The sequence below is a fragment of the Bradyrhizobium murdochi genome (genome assembly GCF_000472965.1).
Classification (GTDB): Bacteria; Pseudomonadota; Alphaproteobacteria; order Rhizobiales; family Xanthobacteraceae; genus Bradyrhizobium; species Bradyrhizobium murdochi.
On record NZ_AXAU01000001.1, the window covers coordinates 1044964 to 1063483 of the forward strand.

The 18520-nt window shown below is 62.6% G+C and carries 21 protein-coding genes and 1 pseudogene; 8 read left to right on the forward strand and 14 right to left on the reverse strand.

Annotation, left to right across the window (positions count from 1 at the left end):
* Positions 1-20 precede the first annotated feature (20 nt).
* Entirely contained in the window at positions 21-605 is a 585-nt protein-coding gene (locus YUO_RS43605; protein WP_051379229.1) for a hypothetical protein, read from the forward strand.
* Between the two features lie 633 nt (positions 606-1238).
* On the opposite strand, the gene YUO_RS0105280 is transcribed toward YUO_RS43605, so the two are convergent.
* The gene (locus tag YUO_RS0105280) at positions 1239-1454 is read right to left on the reverse strand and encodes a hypothetical protein (RefSeq protein ID WP_156908481.1); all 216 of its coding nucleotides are present in this window, start codon (positions 1452-1454) and stop codon (positions 1239-1241) included.
* Between the two features lie 587 nt (positions 1455-2041).
* Entirely contained in the window at positions 2042-2284 is a 243-nt protein-coding gene (locus YUO_RS39790) for a DUF2934 domain-containing protein (protein ID WP_035725889.1), read from the reverse strand.
* Positions 2285-2408: 124 nt separating this feature from the next.
* Here YUO_RS39790 and YUO_RS45970 point away from each other — a divergent pair, with 124 nt between their 5' ends.
* Complete coding sequence (locus YUO_RS45970; protein ID WP_156908482.1) at positions 2409-2585, forward strand: hypothetical protein; 177 nt, start codon at positions 2409-2411, stop codon at positions 2583-2585.
* Positions 2586-2608: 23 nt separating this feature from the next.
* Here the strand turns inward: YUO_RS45970 and YUO_RS0105295 are convergent, their stop codons facing one another.
* From YUO_RS0105295 to YUO_RS0105305, 3 genes are all read right to left on the reverse strand, one after another.
* Entirely contained in the window at positions 2609-3124 is a 516-nt protein-coding gene (locus YUO_RS0105295; RefSeq protein WP_156908483.1) for a hypothetical protein, read from the reverse strand.
* 12 nt (positions 3125-3136) lie between these two features.
* Entirely contained in the window at positions 3137-4057 is a 921-nt protein-coding gene (locus tag YUO_RS0105300) for a DMT family transporter (RefSeq protein WP_028346349.1), read from the reverse strand.
* 348 nt (positions 4058-4405) lie between these two features.
* Positions 4406-5392, reverse strand: coding sequence for a tripartite tricarboxylate transporter substrate binding protein (locus YUO_RS0105305; RefSeq protein ID WP_051379230.1), 987 nt, complete (start codon positions 5390-5392; stop codon positions 4406-4408).
* A gap of 199 nt (positions 5393-5591) precedes the next feature.
* On the opposite strand from YUO_RS0105305, the gene YUO_RS0105310 reads away from it, so the two are divergent.
* Positions 5592-7661 (forward strand): ATP-dependent helicase, encoded by a 2070-nt coding sequence (locus tag YUO_RS0105310; RefSeq protein ID WP_028346351.1) that lies wholly within the window; start codon positions 5592-5594, stop codon positions 7659-7661.
* 131 nt (positions 7662-7792) lie between these two features.
* Here the strand turns inward: YUO_RS0105310 and YUO_RS0105315 are convergent, their stop codons facing one another.
* The 5 genes from YUO_RS0105315 to YUO_RS0105345 form a co-directional block, all read right to left on the reverse strand.
* Entirely contained in the window at positions 7793-8053 is a 261-nt protein-coding gene (locus YUO_RS0105315) for a PepSY domain-containing protein (RefSeq protein WP_028346352.1), read from the reverse strand.
* A 386-nt stretch (positions 8054-8439) separates the two neighbouring features.
* Positions 8440-9477: an SH3 domain-containing protein gene (locus YUO_RS0105320; protein WP_028346353.1), complete on the reverse strand. Its 1038-nt coding sequence runs from the start codon at positions 9475-9477 to the stop codon at positions 8440-8442.
* A 199-nt stretch (positions 9478-9676) separates the two neighbouring features.
* The gene (locus YUO_RS0105325) at positions 9677-10675 is read right to left on the reverse strand and encodes a Bug family tripartite tricarboxylate transporter substrate binding protein (RefSeq protein ID WP_028346354.1); all 999 of its coding nucleotides are present in this window, start codon (positions 10673-10675) and stop codon (positions 9677-9679) included.
* Positions 10676-11247: 572 nt separating this feature from the next.
* Positions 11248-11961, reverse strand: a complete 714-nt coding sequence (locus YUO_RS0105335; protein ID WP_028346355.1) for an ROK family protein — start codon at positions 11959-11961, stop codon at positions 11248-11250.
* A 217-nt stretch (positions 11962-12178) separates the two neighbouring features.
* On the reverse strand, positions 12179-12823 hold the full coding sequence (locus YUO_RS0105345) for an FMN-binding negative transcriptional regulator (RefSeq protein WP_028346356.1): 645 nt from the start codon (positions 12821-12823) through the stop codon (positions 12179-12181).
* A gap of 252 nt (positions 12824-13075) precedes the next feature.
* Between YUO_RS0105345 and YUO_RS0105350 the strand changes: the two genes are divergently transcribed.
* The 3 genes and pseudogenes from YUO_RS0105350 to YUO_RS47595 all read left to right on the forward strand — a co-directional run bounded on the left by YUO_RS0105350 (position 13076) and on the right by YUO_RS47595 (position 14378).
* Positions 13076-13528, forward strand: a complete 453-nt coding sequence (locus tag YUO_RS0105350; RefSeq protein WP_156908484.1) for a hypothetical protein — start codon at positions 13076-13078, stop codon at positions 13526-13528.
* Positions 13529-13570: 42 nt separating this feature from the next.
* Positions 13571-14263: pseudogene (locus YUO_RS47590) on the forward strand (hypothetical protein); the annotation flags it as partial.
* A 4-nt stretch (positions 14264-14267) separates the two neighbouring features.
* The gene (locus YUO_RS47595; protein ID WP_235782644.1) at positions 14268-14378 is read left to right on the forward strand and encodes a hypothetical protein; all 111 of its coding nucleotides are present in this window, start codon (positions 14268-14270) and stop codon (positions 14376-14378) included.
* A gap of 283 nt (positions 14379-14661) precedes the next feature.
* Here YUO_RS47595 and YUO_RS0105370 read toward each other — a convergent pair whose 3' ends face one another.
* Together YUO_RS0105370 and YUO_RS0105380 are read right to left on the reverse strand one after the other, a co-directional pair.
* Entirely contained in the window at positions 14662-14931 is a 270-nt protein-coding gene (locus YUO_RS0105370; protein WP_028346358.1) for a hypothetical protein, read from the reverse strand.
* 335 nt (positions 14932-15266) lie between these two features.
* Positions 15267-15536 (reverse strand): DUF2312 domain-containing protein, encoded by a 270-nt coding sequence (locus YUO_RS0105380; protein ID WP_028346359.1) that lies wholly within the window; start codon positions 15534-15536, stop codon positions 15267-15269.
* A 110-nt stretch (positions 15537-15646) separates the two neighbouring features.
* On the opposite strand from YUO_RS0105380, the gene pdxY reads away from it, so the two are divergent.
* A complete protein-coding gene (gene pdxY, locus YUO_RS39800) occupies positions 15647-16501 on the forward strand; it encodes a pyridoxal kinase PdxY (RefSeq protein WP_035725894.1) in 855 nt (284 codons plus the stop codon).
* 3 nt (positions 16502-16504) lie between these two features.
* Here the strand turns inward: pdxY and YUO_RS48870 are convergent, their stop codons facing one another.
* Positions 16505-17017, reverse strand: a complete 513-nt coding sequence (locus YUO_RS48870; protein WP_051379231.1) for a septal ring lytic transglycosylase RlpA family protein — start codon at positions 17015-17017, stop codon at positions 16505-16507.
* A 294-nt stretch (positions 17018-17311) separates the two neighbouring features.
* Between YUO_RS48870 and YUO_RS0105395 the strand changes: the two genes are divergently transcribed.
* Positions 17312-18220: a ketopantoate reductase family protein gene (locus YUO_RS0105395; RefSeq protein ID WP_028346361.1), complete on the forward strand. Its 909-nt coding sequence runs from the start codon at positions 17312-17314 to the stop codon at positions 18218-18220.
* 18 nt (positions 18221-18238) lie between these two features.
* Here the strand turns inward: YUO_RS0105395 and YUO_RS0105400 are convergent, their stop codons facing one another.
* Entirely contained in the window at positions 18239-18418 is a 180-nt protein-coding gene (locus tag YUO_RS0105400) for a hypothetical protein (protein WP_235782625.1), read from the reverse strand.
* Positions 18419-18520 lie beyond the last annotated feature (102 nt).

An 18520-nucleotide genomic window follows, 5' to 3' on the forward strand; every position in this document is an offset into this window, starting at 1 on the left:
TCCAAGGAGCACCAAACACGATGCCACTTCTCTCGGATGAAGCCTGCACGGTCGTCGCATCGGACGGCACGATCCGAGCCACGCGAAAGGCCAAGTTTGCAGGTCGCGATCTCATTATTGTAGCCGCGACGGCAGATGCCGTTGTTGAGCCCGGCGATGAAATTCGGCGGAAGCTTCCCAATGGCACCGAGGAAACCTTCGAGGTAATCGATCCCACGTTCTACAACGTAGGCGTGGCCGGCATGGGTCCACATTTCCAAATCAAAGTAAGGCGCAAGGGCACCTTTCCGCTCAATTCCGGAGGCAACTACACCTTTCATGTGAGCGGATCGAACTCTCGCGTTAACGTTGGGTCGCAAGACAATTCGGTGAACGTTGTCGCTGACAGTGTTTTTGGCGATGTGGCCGCCGCTCTTCGGAATGGCGTTGGTGATCAAAACAAGCTGGACGAGATGCTGGCAGCGCTCGAAGACATGAAGCGCGAGCGCGGGCGAGGTGGATTCTTGCAGGCCTATCAAAAATTCATTGGTGTCTGCGCGGACCACATTGGCGTGGTTAGCCCCTTTCTTCCAGCCCTTACAAGTTTCATTGGCGGCGGAGGTTAGTCATTGGATCTCAAAACTTTCGTTGCACGGAGCCTCACACAGATCCTCGATGGAATCCGCGAGGCACAGAAACTCCCCGGAGGGGATAACGTGGCGGCTGAAGGGTATATTGGCTCTGAGGGCAATCTCATGTCAGGCGGAACGAGCGGTTTTTTCACGCGAGTTGATTTCGACGTGCTTGTTCTTGCGGAGACCAAGGACGGTGAGCCCAGCGTTCAGGTCGGTGACTCTCACATCGTATCTACGGCATCCAGTACCGATCAAAGAGCCAGTAGAGTAAAATTTTCAGTTCACGTCCGCCTCCCCCAAGGCGGAGCTGTCAGAGAGCCATTATCCCGTGGTGATCATCAATATCGCTATGATCCATACGAGGATGCATGAGACGCAAAAAGTGAGAAAGCCCGCCTAGTTACGCAATTGCGGCATTACGGTGCCAGCACTGTCACCGTAATCCGACGTCGACCACATCAAGGTGTTCGCTAATCAGGATGCCGCTGAAACGTGGTTTGCGGAGAACGACCCTGAGGGCGTGGCCTTCGAGTATGAGGTTCTGAAAGAGGCCGCCAACTGAGGCGGCCTTACCTTGTTAGCCTATCCAGCGCGCGCAATCGCGCGCTGGTGTAGCTTGTCCCGCTACTTCTTCTTCATGCCGGAGTCGCGTTGATTTTTCTCATATAGCTCGCGGTCCTTGGCACTAACCTGGCCCAACATGGGTGGAGCTGCGCCAACCGTGGTCGTGGTCGTGGCGGCGGCGGCAGGTGCCTTCGGCTTCGTCGTTTTCTTAGCTGCCAAAGCGCCAGAAGTGGAGACAGCGAAGATCGCAAGACCGACAAGAACTATTTTCTTCATGCTCAGCTCTCCCTTAACTTGGAAAAAGGACGCGCCGGCAGTCGAGCATAAAGCTCGCATCACGGCAAGCTGGAGTGCTGCGCTCTAAGCATGACATGTTCCCATCGCGAAAGGCCGCCAGCGTGAACCGGCGGGCCTTGATTTTTTCTCACTTGCGAAGGGTGAGCACGTTGTCGGACAAGGGCTCTGCCGGATGGCCATTACGGTGACAGTGCACTCAATTTTCGGAAAGTCGGTAGCAAGGCCGTACGGCCCGAACATCCGAATTACGGTGACAGTGCACTTAACTTTGCCAATGATGCACCGGTAATGGACGGCGCAATACGCTTCGCTATTGCGCCCTACAGACCTAATCAGCCGCAATTCCAGATCGGCGATTACGGTGACAGCAAGCGTAGGGCGGATTAGCCGAAGGCGTAATCCGCCGTTCTCCGCGACTGAGCCGGCGGGTTACGCTTCGCTAACCCGCCCTACTTGCTTGAAAATTTGCGTCGATTTATTTCGACGAACCAGCGGGGGAGCAGGCTCTCCCCTCCGCTGACGACGGAGTCGTCGTTAGGGTCCGGGTGACGATACTCGCAGGGAAACTATGCGGCGCGGGTTTTGCTTTTCCCCGATCGGGCAGTCTTTGCCTTAGCGGATTTCGTCGCAACAAATCCCGTGTCGAGGGGTGCTGCGGCGGGAGCGTTGCTGCCCGAGCTTTCAAGCGATGTCATGAGAATTTCGCGTTGAGCATTGAGCCAATAGATGTCTGCCTGGCCCTCGGGCTGACCGTCGGCCATCCACAGGTGGTAGGCACGTTCGCGGATGGCCTCTTCCAGATTTGGCATGGGGTTTTCCTTTCATGATGCGCCCAGCCCCGGCAGGCAAAGTCTTGCTCTCGTAAGGTTAACGAAATCTTACCAATTGCTAGCGCTCGGGTCGTTGTAAGGCCCGCCGGAATGGCAGGCCGCAATGGAGGCGCTGATCGACACCAGCAAAGACGTTAACGACCCCGAGCACGTCTTCGCAAGTGCGGACGCCGCGCAAAACTGGTTCGACGAAAACGACCCTGAAGGCGTGGGAATTGCGGCGACAGTGCATTTAATTCACCGGGGAATTGCGGTGACAGCGCATTCAATTCACCGATGACGAAGTGCTAGTTTACTGCACTGTCATCGTAATACATCTGCGCTTTCCCTAGGGTTCGTCAGTCCCATCACCCACGCACAGACAACGGCGGGTAACCCCCACACAAGTGCCACATAGAACCAGTCCTGCCGGAAGGTCTTCGCATGCTCGGCCGCCGAGGGGCCCTCGTGCATGAGGCCGTAGTACAGGACGAAAGCGATTCCGAAGCCCGCCAGGCCACAGGCGAGTGAACGCCACCATCTGTCTGACAGGCGGCGGTCCACCCACGCGGTAAAGAGCATGGGAAGAATCGAGAACGCGTAGCAGACCATGAGAGACGGCAGCCAATACCGCCCATCCTCGAAAATCGGCCCGTCAGTCCGGGCGGCGAGAAACGCGATGCAGTAGAGCCAGGCAAGAAACGGCCCGAGGGCGGCAAAGAGCCGAAGCCTTGTCGTTTCGGTCACGATGGCAGCGATTTCCATTTCGGACTTGCCGGGATGCTTTCTCCAACTCGATAAACCTTTGTCGCTGCGAGGCCTCCTCTCGTTCAGGCTCAAGGGTTTTCCGCCTCACCGCTGCCTTTGCGCCAGATAGAAGCCGAGCAGCACCGTGACCAGTCCGGCCGCCTGCAGCGCGGTCGGGGGCTCGCCGAGCAGGAGCCAGCCGGCGAGGATCGTCAGCGCCGGCACGGTCGCGGGGAACACCGCGGCGCGGGCGACGCCGATGGTCTGAACCGAGAATGCGAACAGATACAACGCAGCGGGGCCGGCCAGGATGCCCTGTGCCAGCGCCTGCAGCGCGTTTTCGCCAAGGCCCAGCGCCGCCACGCAGGCAAACCCACTAATAACAGCATAGAGCGGCAGCAGCGTCAGCGACAGCACGCTGATGACGGTGGCGGCCGAGAACGCGGAGACACGCCAATGGCGCAGCAGCGTGCCGAACACGGCGAACATCAATCCGGTCATCACGAACAGCAGATCGCCCAGCACGCCATCGGCGCCGATATGGCCGATCGACTCGGCGCCGATCACCGCAAGGCCGCCGATGATGACGACCGCCCCCAGCACGCGCGAGGGCGGAACCCGCTCGCGCAAGAACATCGCGGCCAGCAGCAGGCCGCCGAGCGTCGCGCTGGAAGGCTGGATGACGCTGCCATGTCCGAGCGGCACGAACAGGAAGCCGGTATAGCTGATGAGCGACATCACAGGCCCGCCCAGCACCATCAGCACCAGCCCGCGGCCCCATCCTATGCCGCTGAGATTGGCGATGCCGGCGCGAAGCACGAACGGCAGGAACACGAGCCCCGACCACACGAAGCGGTGCATCAGCAAGTCCGGCGGCGTGAAGCCGACCTTCAGCCCGTGCCGGGTCGCGACAAAGCCGAGCGCCCAGAACAGCGCCGCGCCAGCGCCGCACGCCACCCCAAGCAGGGCCGATTTCGTGTCAGGTTTCTGGGCTGGAGCATCGCCGCCGCTGGTCGGCTGGTTCATTGGGGACGCTTACGTCACCCTGCATCCCTGTTCAACCCACGCTCCTGCAGGGCTGACGGGCGCGCCGCCGCAAGCACAGGGGTGAGAACACGTCGCAGGTTTCGCAAGCAAGCGCAGGACGAGAAGGCGTCATCCGCCCTACGCTCGCTACTTTGCATGGGGTTGTTTTCGCGATTTTGTATCTGGACCCTGCGGTGTACTGCAGAAGAGTATCTGCACCGGGTCCGGGAGGCGATATCGTCAGCAAGCAGTAAGTAGCCCGGATGAGCGAAGCGACATCCGGGACAACTCTAGCACCGCCCGGATATCGCTTCGCTCATCCGGGCTACGGCGCCACTCACTATTCACTTACTTCGCCAGCCCGAGCGACTTCAGCGCCTTGCCGTTGTCCTCGTTGTCCGCCTTCATGAACTCTCCGAACTTCGCCGAGTCCAGATAGATCATGTCGAAGCCGCGCCTGTTCATGAACTCCTTGAACTCTTCGCTGTCCCAGATCTTCTTGATTGCGGTCTCGTACTGCGCGGCAATCTCCTTCGGCAGGCCCTTCGGCGCCGCAAAGCCGCGCCACACACCCTTGTGCCACTTGTGACCCGTCGCCTCCTCGGTGGTCGGCACATCAGGGAAGTTCGGCGCGCGGTTGGGTGAGAAGAACACGAGGCTGCGGATACGCCCCGCCTTGATCAGCGCCTCGGCTTCCGGCATCGAGCACGCGACGAAGTCGACGCCGCCGGCCGCCAGATCGGTCAGCGCGGTCGCGGCGCCGGTGGACGGCACCCAACGGATCGAGCTGGGCGAAACGCCGTCGGCCTGCATCAGGCCGGCGAGCGCGACATGCCAGCTTCCGCCCTGCCCCGTACCCGAGGCCACCACCTTGTTCGGGTTCGCCTTGATATGCGCGAACAGCTCTTTGACGGTCTTGTAGGGCGAGTCCGCCTTGACGTGGATCGCGGCGGGGTCCTGATTGACCAGCGCGATCGGCGTATACTTCTCCCAGGTGAGATCGGTGAGCCCCACCCAGTGCATCAGGTTGATCTCGAGCGTGATGAGACCGAACGTGTAACCGTCAGGCGCGGCGGTGGCGATCGCCTGGTGGCCGACCACGCCCGACCCGCCCGTGCGGTTCACGACGTTCACCGGCTGCTTGAGATCGCGTTCCAGCATGCTCGCGATCTGGCGCGCGACCGCGTCGGTGCCGCCGCCGGCGGCCCACGGCACGATCAGCGTGATCGGCCGCTCCGGGAAGGCCGCTTGCGCGTTTCCGGCGCCGAGCAGGCTTGCGGCCGCAAGCACCGCAAGCGCGAGATTTCTGACCAAATTGCTGACCTGGCGAAACATCCGCAAACCCTCCCGTTTTTTTTGCGCCGGGTGAGACACCGCGACGGGCGCTTATGCGCTGTTCGCCATTCGGGCGGCGGAGCGCTGACATGTCAAGGAGAAGCAAGCGTAGGGCGGATTAGCCGAAGGCGAGCCGCGGACATCCCTCATTGCGACCTTCAGCGAATCCGCCGATCCTCCGATCGACATGGGGTGATTCGTGCTCGCTGAAACTACCGATCAATACCTGGAAAGCCTCAATCCCGAGCAGCGCAGGGCCGTCGAGCATGGTATCGCCCCGGACGGAACCATAGGCTCGCCGCTTCTTGTCATTGCCGGCGCTGGATCGGGAAAGACCAACACGCTTGCGCACCGGGTTGCCCACCTGATCATCAAGGGCGCGGATCCGCGCCGCATGCTGCTGATGACGTTTTCGCGCCGTGCCGCCGCCGAGATGACGCAGCGTGTCGAACGCATCGCGCGCCGCGTGCTCGGCGACAAGGCCGGTATCATGACGGAGGCGCTGACCTGGGCCGGGACCTTCCATGGCATCGGGGCGCGGCTGCTGCGCGAATACGCTGAAGCTATCGGCTTCGATCCGGCCTTCACGATCCACGATCGCGAGGATTCGGCAGACCTGCTCAATCTGGTGCGCCACGAGCTCGGATTTTCAAAGACCGAGAGTCGTTTTCCCACCAAGGGCACATGCCTTGCGATCTATTCCCGTTGCGTGAACGCGCAGATGCCTATCGATGCGGTGCTCGGGCAGCATTATCCGTGGTGTTCGGGCTGGGCGGACGAACTCAAGCAATTGTTCGCTGGCTACGTCGAGGCCAAGCAGAAGCAGAACGTGCTCGACTATGACGACCTCCTGCTGTGGTGGTCGCAGATGGTATCCGAGCCGGGAATCGCGCAGGAGATCGGCGGCCGGTTCGATCATGTCATGGTCGACGAATATCAGGACACCAATCGGCTTCAGGCAACGATACTCCTGGCGCTCAAGCCGGATGGACGAGGCCTTACCGTGGTGGGGGACGACGCCCAATCGATCTATTCGTTTCGCGCGGCCACCGTCAGAAACATTCTGGATTTTCCCGATCACTTCAGCCCAAAAGCAGAGATGGTCACGCTCGACCGCAACTATCGCTCCACGCAGCCGGTTCTGGCGGCCGCCAATGGCGTGATTGGACTCGCCAGAGAACGGTTCACCAAAAACCTCTGGACCGAGCGTAATTCGGCGCAACTGCCGCGTCTGGTCACGGTTCGCGATGAGGCCGACCAGGCGCGCTACATCGTCGAGCAGGTGCTGTCGAACCGCGAGGAAGGATCGCGTCTCAAGGAGCAGGCTGTTCTGTTCCGGACGTCCTCACACAGCGGCCCGCTGGAGGTCGAGCTCACGCGGCGCAATATTCCCTTCGTCAAGTTCGGCGGCCTGAAGTTTTTGGACGCCGCCCACGTCAAGGATGTGCTTGCGCTGCTCAAGTTCGTCGAGAACCCGCGGGACCGCGTCGCCGGATTCCGCGTGCTTCATTTGCTGCCCGGCATCGGCCCCGCGTCGGCCCAGCGCATTCTCGATCAAACCACCGTAATGGCCGATCCGATCTCCGCGCTCGCAGCGCTTCCGACGCCTCCCCGCGCCGGCCAGGATTGGAGCGCCTTTGTCGAAACGCTGACTAACCTCCGTTATTCGGAATGGCCTGTTGACATCGAACGTATCAGGCTCTGGTACACCCCGTATCTGGAGCGAATCCACGAGGATGCTGAGGTCCGGCTCGCCGACCTCTTACAGCTCGAGCAGATCGCCTCGGGTTATCCGTCGCGCGAGCGCTTCCTGACCGAGCTCACGCTCGATCCGCCTGATGCGACCAGCGATCGCGCCGGGCCACCACTGCGAGACGAAGACTATCTGATCCTGTCCACGATCCACTCTGCAAAAGGACAAGAATGGAAGTCCGTATACGCCCTGAACGTTGTCGACGGCTGCATGCCGTCTGATCTCGGCGCCGGCACGACGGCTGAACTCGAAGAGGAGCGCCGCCTTCTCTATGTCGCGATGACGCGCGCCAAGGACGATCTGCATCTGATCGTGCCGCAGCGCTTCTTCGTGCATGGTCAGCATGCCCGCGGCGACCGTCATGTCTATGCATCCCGGACACGTTTCATACCGGATCATCTGGTCAAGCTGTTCGAACGGCAGATATGGCCGGCGGCGACACCGGCGGCACGCCCGACGTCAGGTCAAAACGTGCAGATCGACATTCGCGAACGCATGCGCGGCATGTGGCGCTAGTAGCGTAGCAAACGTAGCCCGGATGAGCGCAGCGATATCCGGGATCACTCCATCCCAGGCACATCTCGCCCCGCATATCGCTTTGCTCATGCAGGCTGCTTGCTACTCGTTACTCGCCGGTGCGAACGCGACTACCATCCGCGATTCATGTGGCGCACCTCGCCGGTTCGCGAGTCGACATAGACTTCCATCCAGCGGCCCGCGCGGTCGCGGCCTTTGATCTCCCACTGATCGCCTTGGAACTGGGTATAGGACACCGTCATGACGCCGAGACCGGTCGCGACGTCGAGCGCGGTTTCCATCGAGATCTGGTCACCGGAATCGAAGGCGACGGCAGGTGTCGCTGCACCAAGCGCTAAGGCAGTGACAATCGGAAGAATGACATTTCGCATGGACACTCCTGTCGAACGCGTTGAGCTGTTACGCCAGTTAGAACGAGCGGCAGGGTCGTGTGTTCCGACACCAGAAATCGCGGAACAGCATGAAATTTCGGCAGTTGAGGCGATTTCGCGGCGGTTCCCGCTCGCTAACTAATTTTACTGCGTCATAACTTCTCAACCCCTCATCCTGAGGAGCCCGCAGAGCGGGCGTCTCGAAGGATGTAGGCCACAGACGGGGCCTCATGGTTCGAGACGCGCTTCGCGCTCCTCACCATGAGGGTTTATGACGCAGTAGGACGAACTCGCCATACACGCTTGGAGCAGCGTAGTACCCAAGCGTGGTCCGGATGATCGTCGAGCAAAAGAAAAGCCCGGCTCAAGGCCGGGCTTTTCGTGTATCAGCGCCTGTCCTGACCGGGGCCTCCACCACCGCCCGGTCCACCGCCACCACCGCGCGGTGCGATCTGCGGCGCGGCGCCGCCCCGCGGCGTCGCGGGCGCTGCTGCGCGCGGAGCGGCCGGAGCCGGCGTCTGCTGCGCGCGTACGTTCGGCGGGCCGCCGCCACCGCGCGCCGCATCGGGCTGCGTCATGCGGGGCGTGGCACGCTCCATCCGCGGCGCAGCCGCACGCGGTTCGTCATGGCCGCGCGCCATGATCGGCGGCGTCTGCGGGCGGCCGCGGGTCGCCGGCTGCTCGCGCACCGTCGCTCTTGCGTCCTCACGCGTCATCCGCCGCGCGCTCTCACGCGCCGTCCGCGCGTCTTCGCGCGTCATGCGGTCCCGCACCACCGCGCGTTCGCGCCCTTCGCGTGCGTCACGCGTCGTGATGTCCCTCTCCCGCGTCACGCGTTCCGCCACGCCGGCGCGGCTCCGCTCTGTCACACCGGCGCGCGTCCGTTCCTCGACGCGGGCACGCGACCTCTCCTCGACACCGACACGCGTCCTTGCCCCGGGGAGCGCAGCATCGCGCGCGACCGCCGCGCGGCCGATCCGGGCCGCCGAGCGGTCGATCGTCAACCGCGTCGCGACATGCTCATGCGATCGCCAGTAGCCGCTCCAGTGGGCGCGGCGGTGATACCAGGGACGTCCCGCATAGTGGCTTGACCAGTACGTGGTCAGCACGAACGGCACGATAGGAACGTCGATCTCGTCGACATAGTCGGGCAGATAGACGTAGCGGTTGCGGTAGAGATATTGCAGATATCGCGACGACACCCAGCCACGATCCTCCGACCAGCTCACATCGCACCAGGCCTTGCCTCTGAAGCACCCGTGGATGTTGACGCGGGTGCCGCCGGGAATGCGGTCGACCGTCGGAAAGCCTTCACCGGGCCCGGCCTTCAGGCTGACCGTGGTGGTAACGACGCCCGGCGCCGCCAATGCGGCGGCCGGCATCAGCAGCACGGCTGCTGCAATGAACAATGCTCTAAATTTCATGGCGAATTCCTCCTCTCGAGCAGAAACGCCGCAGCGAAACAGGTGTTCCCTGAGGAGGGAGGAGTAGCCGAAGAAAGCAGGCGTCTCGCAGGCGCGAGACGCGGCGCTTTCATTTTGTCGCTCTCGTTTGTCATGGGCTCTGCAACTCTCAAGGCGATCTCGGCAGGCGAGGCTCGGAGACCACGAGCATCCCTCCCCCTTACCCACCTTCCGGCTTGATTCCCGCCGCCTTCATGATCGGCAACAACCGCGCTTCCTCGCTATCACGATAAGCCGTGATCTCCTGCGGCGTGGTCGGCCACGTTGTGGCGCCTAAGTCGGCGTAGCGCTGTTTGAGCCAGGGGTCGTTCAGCGCCTTTGCGGTGAGCGCGTTGATCTGCGCGACGAGGTCGGGCGGCATGTTGGCGGGGCCGATGAGCGCGGTCCATGAGGTCATCTCGTAGCCGGGCAACAGTTCGGCGAACGCGGGCACGTCGGGAAGCTCCGCGATCCGCTTCTTCGCGGTGACCGCCACGGGGCGGATCGCGCCGGAGCGCACGCTCGGCAGCGAGCCCGGCAGGTTGTCGAACAGCAGATCGACATTGCCGCCGAGCAGATCGTTCAGCGCTGGAGCTGCGCCGCGATAGGGCACGTGGCGGAGCTGGACGCCGGCCATGCTGTTCAGCATCTCGCCGGAGAGATGCAGCGTGGTGCCGAAGCCCGCGGAAGCGTAGGTGTATTTGCCCGGCTCCTTCTTGAATGCCGCGAGCAATTCCTTCAGGTCCGCGGAGAACAGGTCCTTCTTCGCGCACAAAATGTTCGGCAATTGCCACATGCCGGTGATGAAGGTGAAATCCTCGCGCGGGCGATACGGCAGTTTTGCGTAGCTGCCGATCGCAAGCACGTTGGAGGCGATGCCGCCCAGCCCGACCGTGTAGCCGTCCGACGGCGCCTTTGCGATCGCGTCCGTGCCCAGCACCCCACCGGCGCCGGCCTTGTTCTCAACCACGAAGGACTGGCCGGAAAGATCGCTCATCTTCTGGCAGAGCAGGCGCGAGAGCGTGTCGGTGGCGCCGCCGGCCGGAAAACCGTTGACATATTTTACGGGCCGGATCGGCCAGGCCTCTGCCGCGCGTCCCGCACGCGGCACAAGCCACGGCGCGGCGACGGAAGAGCCAAGGAGCGCAAGCGCGCGACGGCGGTCGATAGACAGCAGCATCGGTGTCCTCCCTTTCTCAAGGCCATGCCGCGTCGCAGCTTGCGCTGTTCTCTCCTCCTTCTCCGTCTTCGATCGGCGTTCCGCGATGATCTCTGACGAGAGGTGGGACGCGTTCGGCTGACACAGCTTACGGGCTGCCCGCGATGCTGGGAACCCGCTCACCAGAACAAAAGGGCCCCGACGATGGCGCAGCCCGTTTCACCTCGGGGCATTCGAGTCCGGATCTGTGATCTGGCGCATACGCGGTTCAAACCACCCGCCCTACACTTGCTCCCATGGTGCTCGAGTTCCGGGGACGGATATGGACGACGAGTTTTGCAGGGAAAGGGCAAGGACAGTCAGGGCCCTCGCCGAGCAAGCTGACCCGTTGGTCAAGAGGCGGTTGCTGCAACTGGCCTCCCACTACGAGCGCAGGATCACGCGACCATCCGATATCCGCGGCGACCAGACGGCGGCAGTGTCCCGGCCGTTTGACGGCGCGTGGGAGCAAGAGCTCGAGCAATCGACCGAACGACCGGACCCTGATCGTCAATAGCCTGCCCTACTCACTGACGCCGCCAGCGCGGCATTCTCTATCGGCGTGCACCGCGCGGTTTGACTGCCCCCTTCTTCCATAGCCGAAATCCGCCCTCGAACGCGTTGGTGTTGGCGCCGAGGCGGACCTTGCGCGGCAGCTTGTCGATCTTGTCGGCGTTGCCGCCGCCCAGCATGACGTAATCCGGCTCCAATGCGGCGAGCAGACGCTTCAGGACGTCATCGACCGCGCGTTGCCATTTCTTCCTGCCAATGCGCTTGAGGGCTACGGCGCCGACGCATTGCTCGAATGTCTTGCCATTGCGGTACGGCAGGTGAGCGAGCTCCATCGGCTCCAGAATGCCATCCACGATCATCGCGGAGCCAAGACCCGTTCCCAGCCCTAAGAAAAGCATCCGGCCGCCCTGATAGCTGCCGATCGCCTGCATCAGCGCATCGTTGACGACCTTCGTCGGGCGGCCGAAGGCCTTTTCGAAATTGAAACCGGCCCACCCGAGACCGAGATTGTGAGGCTCCGACAAGGGCCGGTTGTTGACCACAGGTCCCGGATACCCGACCGCGATGACGTCATAGGACCAGTCCTTCGTCAGCGCCTTGACCTTCCTCACCATCACTTTCGCCGATAGCTCGGGACCGGACGCAAACGCGCGCCTGATTCGCTCCCTGCTGGTCATGACCTTCACGCGCGAACCGCCGATGTCGATCACGAGGACCGTATGTCGCGACGCCCGCTTGCCCGTTTTCTTCGTCATGAATTCGCGCCCTGCGCTGTCGGACGATCATAACCCCAGCCGATGCCCACCTGAAGCAGAGAGACAAGCAGCACCACAGCTTTGTTCTGCATCCGACTCTATTTTGTTCGCAAGGAACGAATCGGAATCGTGCAAATCAGCGCGGGCCAATTCTTAACAACGCGTTTGCTTCGTGCTTGCGCGCGGATGCCGTGCTCGACCCGTTGGCTAACCCGCGCTACTGCTCAACGTCATACCCCAGCCCCGGCCGCAGCGTCCGCATCCTCTCGGCCAGTCTTCTGCTCCCCGTCTCCTCCGCGCGCGCCAACTGGTTAGCCACCGCCACATGGTCCTCATCGCTCTTGTGCTGATTGAGCTTTGACTGGCCCTCGATCTCATCGACGACGAGGTCGATGACGCGGATCGAGGCGAGCATCGTCTCGCGCTTGGTGGGCTCCATCTGCGCGAGGTCCCAGGGCGGTTTCGGCAGGCGCGCCTCGGCGGCCGCGAGCAGCGCGTCGCCGTGGGCGCGGTTCTCGTCGCGCTCGGCCAAGTGCGCGACGCCGGAGAAATGCACGGCCTCATAGAGCCAGGTCGAGACGTTGTCGCGCGAGGCATACCAGTCGTTGGAGACATAGGCGTCGTCGCCCGAGACGATCAGCAGGAAGCGCCTGTTGCCGTCGGCAAGTTGAACAAGCGGATTTTTGGCCGTGAGGTGGATCTGGACGATCACGCGATCGTCGCGCTGCTCAATGACAAACGGCACGTGCGAGGCGCGCGGGCCGCGCTCGTCCGCGGCAACGATCACGCCAAAGCCGCGCTCGGCCGCGAACGCCAGCGCGCGGCTCTCCTCGATGCGAAACTGGGGGCGAAGAATGTGCATGGCCAAGCGCTCGAAGGTTGAGGTGGCAGGCTCCAGCGAGGCTAGTCCATTCTGCGCCAGGGGTCACCGCGTCGGTCTCACTTCCGGTGGCATCGCTGCTGTGCCATACCGCTGGGGTGGCAGAGGCGCACCCGCCGGCGGTTTCGGCGGGACCACGGCGATGGGGACTTGATGGGAATGGCTGGGGCTCTCCTCGATTGCAAAACATGTGTCGCGGCGGCGTTGCGGCGCTTGTGCCTGGCGATTGGGCTCGTGGCGCTTCTCGCCCCGCCCGCCCTCGCCTTCGACTTCTGCCGCTACCAGGCGGCCGATCTCGACGATGTGCTGGCGCAGCGGCATCCGCAGACTGGCCTCGATCTCTATCGCGCAACGCCGTTGCGGCTCGAGTTCAAGCTCGTCTCGTATGAAGAGACATGCGCCGTGCAGTCGATCCCACTGGCCATGCGAATGCTCGGGTTCACTGAGGAGCAGATCGACGGCGTTCAGGCGACGCGCTGCATCAAGGTGCGCTCGGCCAAAGGTAAGGAGGCACGGCTCTTCATCCAGGACGTGGTCCGGGCGCACCTGCCCGGCGAGGTGCCGCTCGGCGGCCCCGTCACCTTGTTTGCAATCCATCTCTTCCGGACATCCGAGGGGCCAGGGCTTCTGGTCAACGAATTCGAGGCTCCCAAGAAGCCCGATAAAAGCGACGTGGCCGCTGCCTAGACCGAGAACTGCGGCTGCGGCACTCCGGAATTCCATCCCGGCGTCGACATGACCAACGACAAGGCAGGCGCGCCGGTTCGGCCGATGGACGACGGCGTCGTGGTCAGCGTCGAGCAGGATGAACAGGCCTCCGTCGACGCCTTCGGCATCGGCCGTTGCGGGCGCTATGTCGTGCTGAAGCACACCTATCCCAACGGCCGTGTCGTCTTCACGCGCTACGCCCAGCTTGGCCGCATTGCCGGCACCGACGGCCGGCCGGTCGTCGTGGGCGCGACGATCGGCAAGAATGACGGATCGGCGAAACCGGCCCGACCAAAACCCTGCATTTCGAAATCCGGCCGGTTGCCCCCGGCACGCCCCAGACCGATGCCGCCTGGCAGGCGCGCTACGGCAACGACCCCTCCATGGACTGGTCGCGCTACGACCCCGTCGATCCCCAGAAATTCGATGCGGATGTCTTCGGCGGCCGAAAGCGCAAGCCGTGAGCAACAGATGCCGCCACTAAAGCCCCAACCTCTAAAGCCCCAAGCCACCTACGATGATTTTGCCCGCCTCGATATCCGGATCGGGAAGGTCGTGGAGTGCAACCGTTTCTCCGCGCGCGCAATCCGTCCTACAAAGTCGGAGTCGATATCGGCGCTGACAGGATCATGTGGTCGAGCGCGCAAATCACCAACTATGAGCGGCTGCCCTGCTCGGCTCGCTGGTCGTATGCGTCTGCAATCTCGGTGCTAAGAACATCGCAGGCTTCACGTCCGAACTCCTGATCCTCGGCGCGAAGGATGCGGACGGCAATGTGATCGTGCTGGGCCCGCGCAGTGAAGTTGCGATCGGCGAGCCGATCTTTTGATGCCGCGCGTTACGCAGCTCGCACGAATGCGATAGCGACGGTGCCAGCAAAGAAAAAGCAGCACCGCAGCTTTGTTCTTCATCCGACTCCATTTTGTTCGCAAAGAACGAATCGGAATCGCACAAATCAGCGCGGGCCGATTCTTAACAACACGTTTGCTTCGTGCTTGCGCGGATGCCGCACGCACTCATCACAAAAAAGCCCGCGAGGACATCGCGGGCTTTTGAAACTTCGGCAAGGCGCTCAGTCGGCGCCAGCTCAAGCGCCGATCAAGCGGCTGCGCTCAGCGAACGGCGCGACCGGTGGTGTCGATCTGGCCTTGTGCGGTCGTGATCTTGCCCCGCGGCGTCAGCACGCTGAGCTGAAACGGCGTGGCCGACGCGGCGACCCGCGATGCCTCCTGGACGTTTTCAGCGCCCAGCACCTGAACCTGCACGGCCGAAACCGGAAAGCCCGCCTTTTCATAGGACGGCAACTCGGCTGCGACAGCGCCAGTTGCAGCCGGGATCGCGAGCAGAGCGGCGGCAGCGATGGACAGGGAAATCTTCTTCACTTCAATTCTCCATAGGTAGCTGAAATACGGACCTAATAATCATTTTGCTGCGCTGCAATAGTCGATTGTTGCAATGCACACATGCGGTGGCAGAATGCGGAACCGGCCGTTGGTCGCGCGACCAGCCGCAAAGGTTCGCTGGAATTTTCCGCATTGCAGCCGGAAAATCCGCCACTCTCGCGATTGAATGGCGGGGCCGCCATCTACGCCATTGCGCGATGACGCACAAAGACGTGTATGGCCGGGCATAGGCGAGCGCAAGCGACGCCGTCCTTTGGACGGCTATGCCCGGCCATGACGAAAAATGAGTTGTATTCAGAAATGTGCCGGCAGGCTCAAGCCGCCTTCGCTTCCTTCTCCGGCGGCGCGGTTTCCATGGCGCGCATGTAGAGATCGAGCAGGCTTTCGCGCTCGTCGCGCTCGTCCTGGTCCTGCTTGCGCAGCTTGATGATCTCTTTCAGGATCTTCACGTCAAACCCTTCGCCCTTGGCCTCCGAAAACACTTCCTTCTTCTGCTCGTTCAGCTCCTGCAATTCGCTGTCGATGTTCTCGATCCGCTCAACGAAAGAACGAATCCGCCCGCCGGGAATGGTGATGTCAGACATGGTGCCTCTTTGTTGAATAGGATCGTGAAAATGCCCGCAAACAAATAACCAATGTGTTAACCTCGGCAGGTTCCCGCCCCGGCAATTCGGCATTTCCCAGACTTATCCGCATGAACGTGATTTCGATTCAGTCGCAGGTCGCTTTCGGCCATGTCGGCAACAGCGCCGCGGTGTTTCCGATGCAGATGCACGGGATCGACGTGGTGGCGGTGCCGACCACGCTGCTTTCCAACCGGCCGGGCTATCCGACCATCCGCGGCCGCGTGCTCGATGCAGATCTCGTTGCCGATCTGCTGCGCGGCATCGAGGAGCGCGGCGCGGTCGATGGCGCGCAGATGATTTTGTCGGGCTATCTCGGCTCGGCCGATAACGCCAAGGTGGTCGCGGACTTTGTCGCGCGCGCCAAGGCTCGTAATCCGGCGCTGCGCTATTGCTGCGATCCCGTGCTCGGGGATCGCGACCGCGGCCTGTTCGTCCACGCCGATATCCCGCCGCTGGTGCGCGATCATCTCTGCGCGCTCGCCGATATCACCACGCCCAATCATTTCGAATTCGAATGGCTGTGCGGAACGAAAGCCGCGACGATCGATCAGGCGATCGCGGCGGCGCGCGCGCTGATGGCGCATGGCCCGTCGACAATCGTCGTCACCAGCGCCGAGCTGGCCGATACGCCGGAGGGCGAGATCGAGACGCTGGCCATCGAGCGCGCAAAGGCGTGGCGCGTGCGCACGCCGAAAGTACCGATCAGCCCGAACGGCACCGGCGATCTCTTTGCCGCGCTGTTGGTATCCGCCCGCCTCCGCGGCGCAGGCACGCCGGAAGCGCTCAGCCACGCCGCCTCCGCCATCTTCGCCGTGCTGGAACGCACCGCGAAGAGCGGGACCGAGGAAATGCGCATCGTCGAGAGCGCCGAACTGCTGACGCATCCGCCGCGCAAATTCGAGTGTATTGCGATTATCCGGTAGCCGCTACTGCACGACGTCGAGTTTGACCTTGGCAACGCCCTTCCCCACCATTCCCAGCGCGTCGGCTGCGGAATAGGAGACGTCGACAATGCGCCCCCGAACATAGGGACCGCGGTCATTGACCCGCACCGTCACCGACTGGCCGCTCGCGACGTTTGTCACGCGCAACTTGGTGCCGAACGGCAATGTCGGATGGGCGGCGGTCATTTCGAGCGTGTTGAATTTTTCGCCGCTCGCTGTCTTCGTTCCCTCGGTGTAGAAGCTGGCGATGCCATGCGAAGCCGTCTTGGTCCCGCGTGCATCCTTGCGCGAGGCGGTGTGTTTTCTCACCGCCGCTACCCGCCTTTTCATCATGGACGTTGTCGTTCGATCCTGATCGAACGACGCCTGCCGGCTGGCGCGAAGTTCGGATTTTTGGGTAACGACCGAGGACTGCGCGCAGGCCGCGAGCGACGCCGCTCCCAGCGTAACAGCAAGCAGTCGGATGAATTTCCGTGTGCGCGCGGCCGCAATCAATGGCGCTTCAAGTTTAGTACGGCCTGCCCTGATGTCGACGCACGAAGTACTGGTGCAGCCAATGCAAGACACGTTGCAATCCCCCGCTCGCGCCCCAGCCCAAGCCGAAAACCAACACGCGGCAATCGCGGGCCTGAATCCGGGCGGAAGCGTGGCCGAACGCGATCAGGCACGGCCTCCTCGACGCAATTCAGTTCGAGTGTGGTGATTGGGTCACAGGAATTAGAGGTCAGCCCCGGAATTGCGGCATCGGCTCAGATCAGCTACCGACCCACTCAGCCGAAGGGAGAGAACATGCAAGTCGCAGTCGTCGGAGCCGGAGCGGTCGGATGCTACTATGGCGGACTGCTGCTCAAAGCCGGGCATGACGTGACCTTCATCGGCCGGCAGCCGCATGTCGACGCCATCAATGCCCATGGCCTCTTGCTGGACACCAAGAGTTTCAAGCAGCACCTGCCCGCCCACGCCGCGACCGACACGACCACCCTCGCCCCACCCGATCTGGTGCTGGTCTGCGTGAAGTCGGCCGATACCGAAGAGGCCGGCCAGTCGCTCGTCGGACGACTGCGGCCGGAAACCTCCGTGCTCAGCCTGCAGAACGGCGTCGACAATGCACCGCGTCTCTCTGCCGTCACCGGCCACGCCGTCATTCCCGTCGTCGTCTATGTCGGCAGCGAGATGGCCGGCCCCGGCCACGTCAGGCATCACGGCGGCGGCGATCTCGCCATCGGCCCCTCGGCTGCGAGCGCTGCGCTGGCCGAGATGCTTCAGGCCGCCGGCATCGGCATCACGATCGCCGACGACATCGAACGGACGCTGTGGAGCAAGCTGATCATCAACTGCGCCTTCAACGCGCTGTCTGCGGTGGCGAGCATCCCCTACGGACCGATGCTGGAAGTCAAAGGCACGCGGGATGTCGTCACAAGCGCGGTGCAGGAAGCGATATCCGTCGCTCGCGCCAGCGGTGTTTCGATTCCCGATGACCTCATGGAGCATATCCTGAACATCCCCGCCATGATGCCGAACCAGATGTCGTCGACCGCGCAGGATCTTGCCCGCGGCAAGCCCAGCGAGATCGATTTCCTCAACGGCCATGTGGTGCGCAAGGGCGCCGAACTCGGCATCGCGACGCCGACCAATCAGGCGCTGCAGGTGATGGTGAAGCTCGCCGAACGCGGCAAGGAGTTATCGCGGCGGCCCTAACAAGTAGCCTGCGCGCTCTCACCCACCCATCACATTCCCCCAGCCGTTGAACACATATTGCCGCCAAGCCACCGTGCCGTCGTCGCGCGCGCGGCTGAAGCGGCGAAAGTCGTCGGCCTCGTCGCCGGTCCAGGTGATGATCTCGTCGCTTGCAAGGTCGTGCAGGATTGCGGGCTCTGATGGGTTGAAGTCCGTCATGGGGTGCATCGTCGGGTGTTCCGTCATGTCATTGCAACGCTTTCGCAGCGGCGAAGGTTGCGCATCCTCGCAACCTCCTCCCCGCAACGGCGTTGTCGCAAA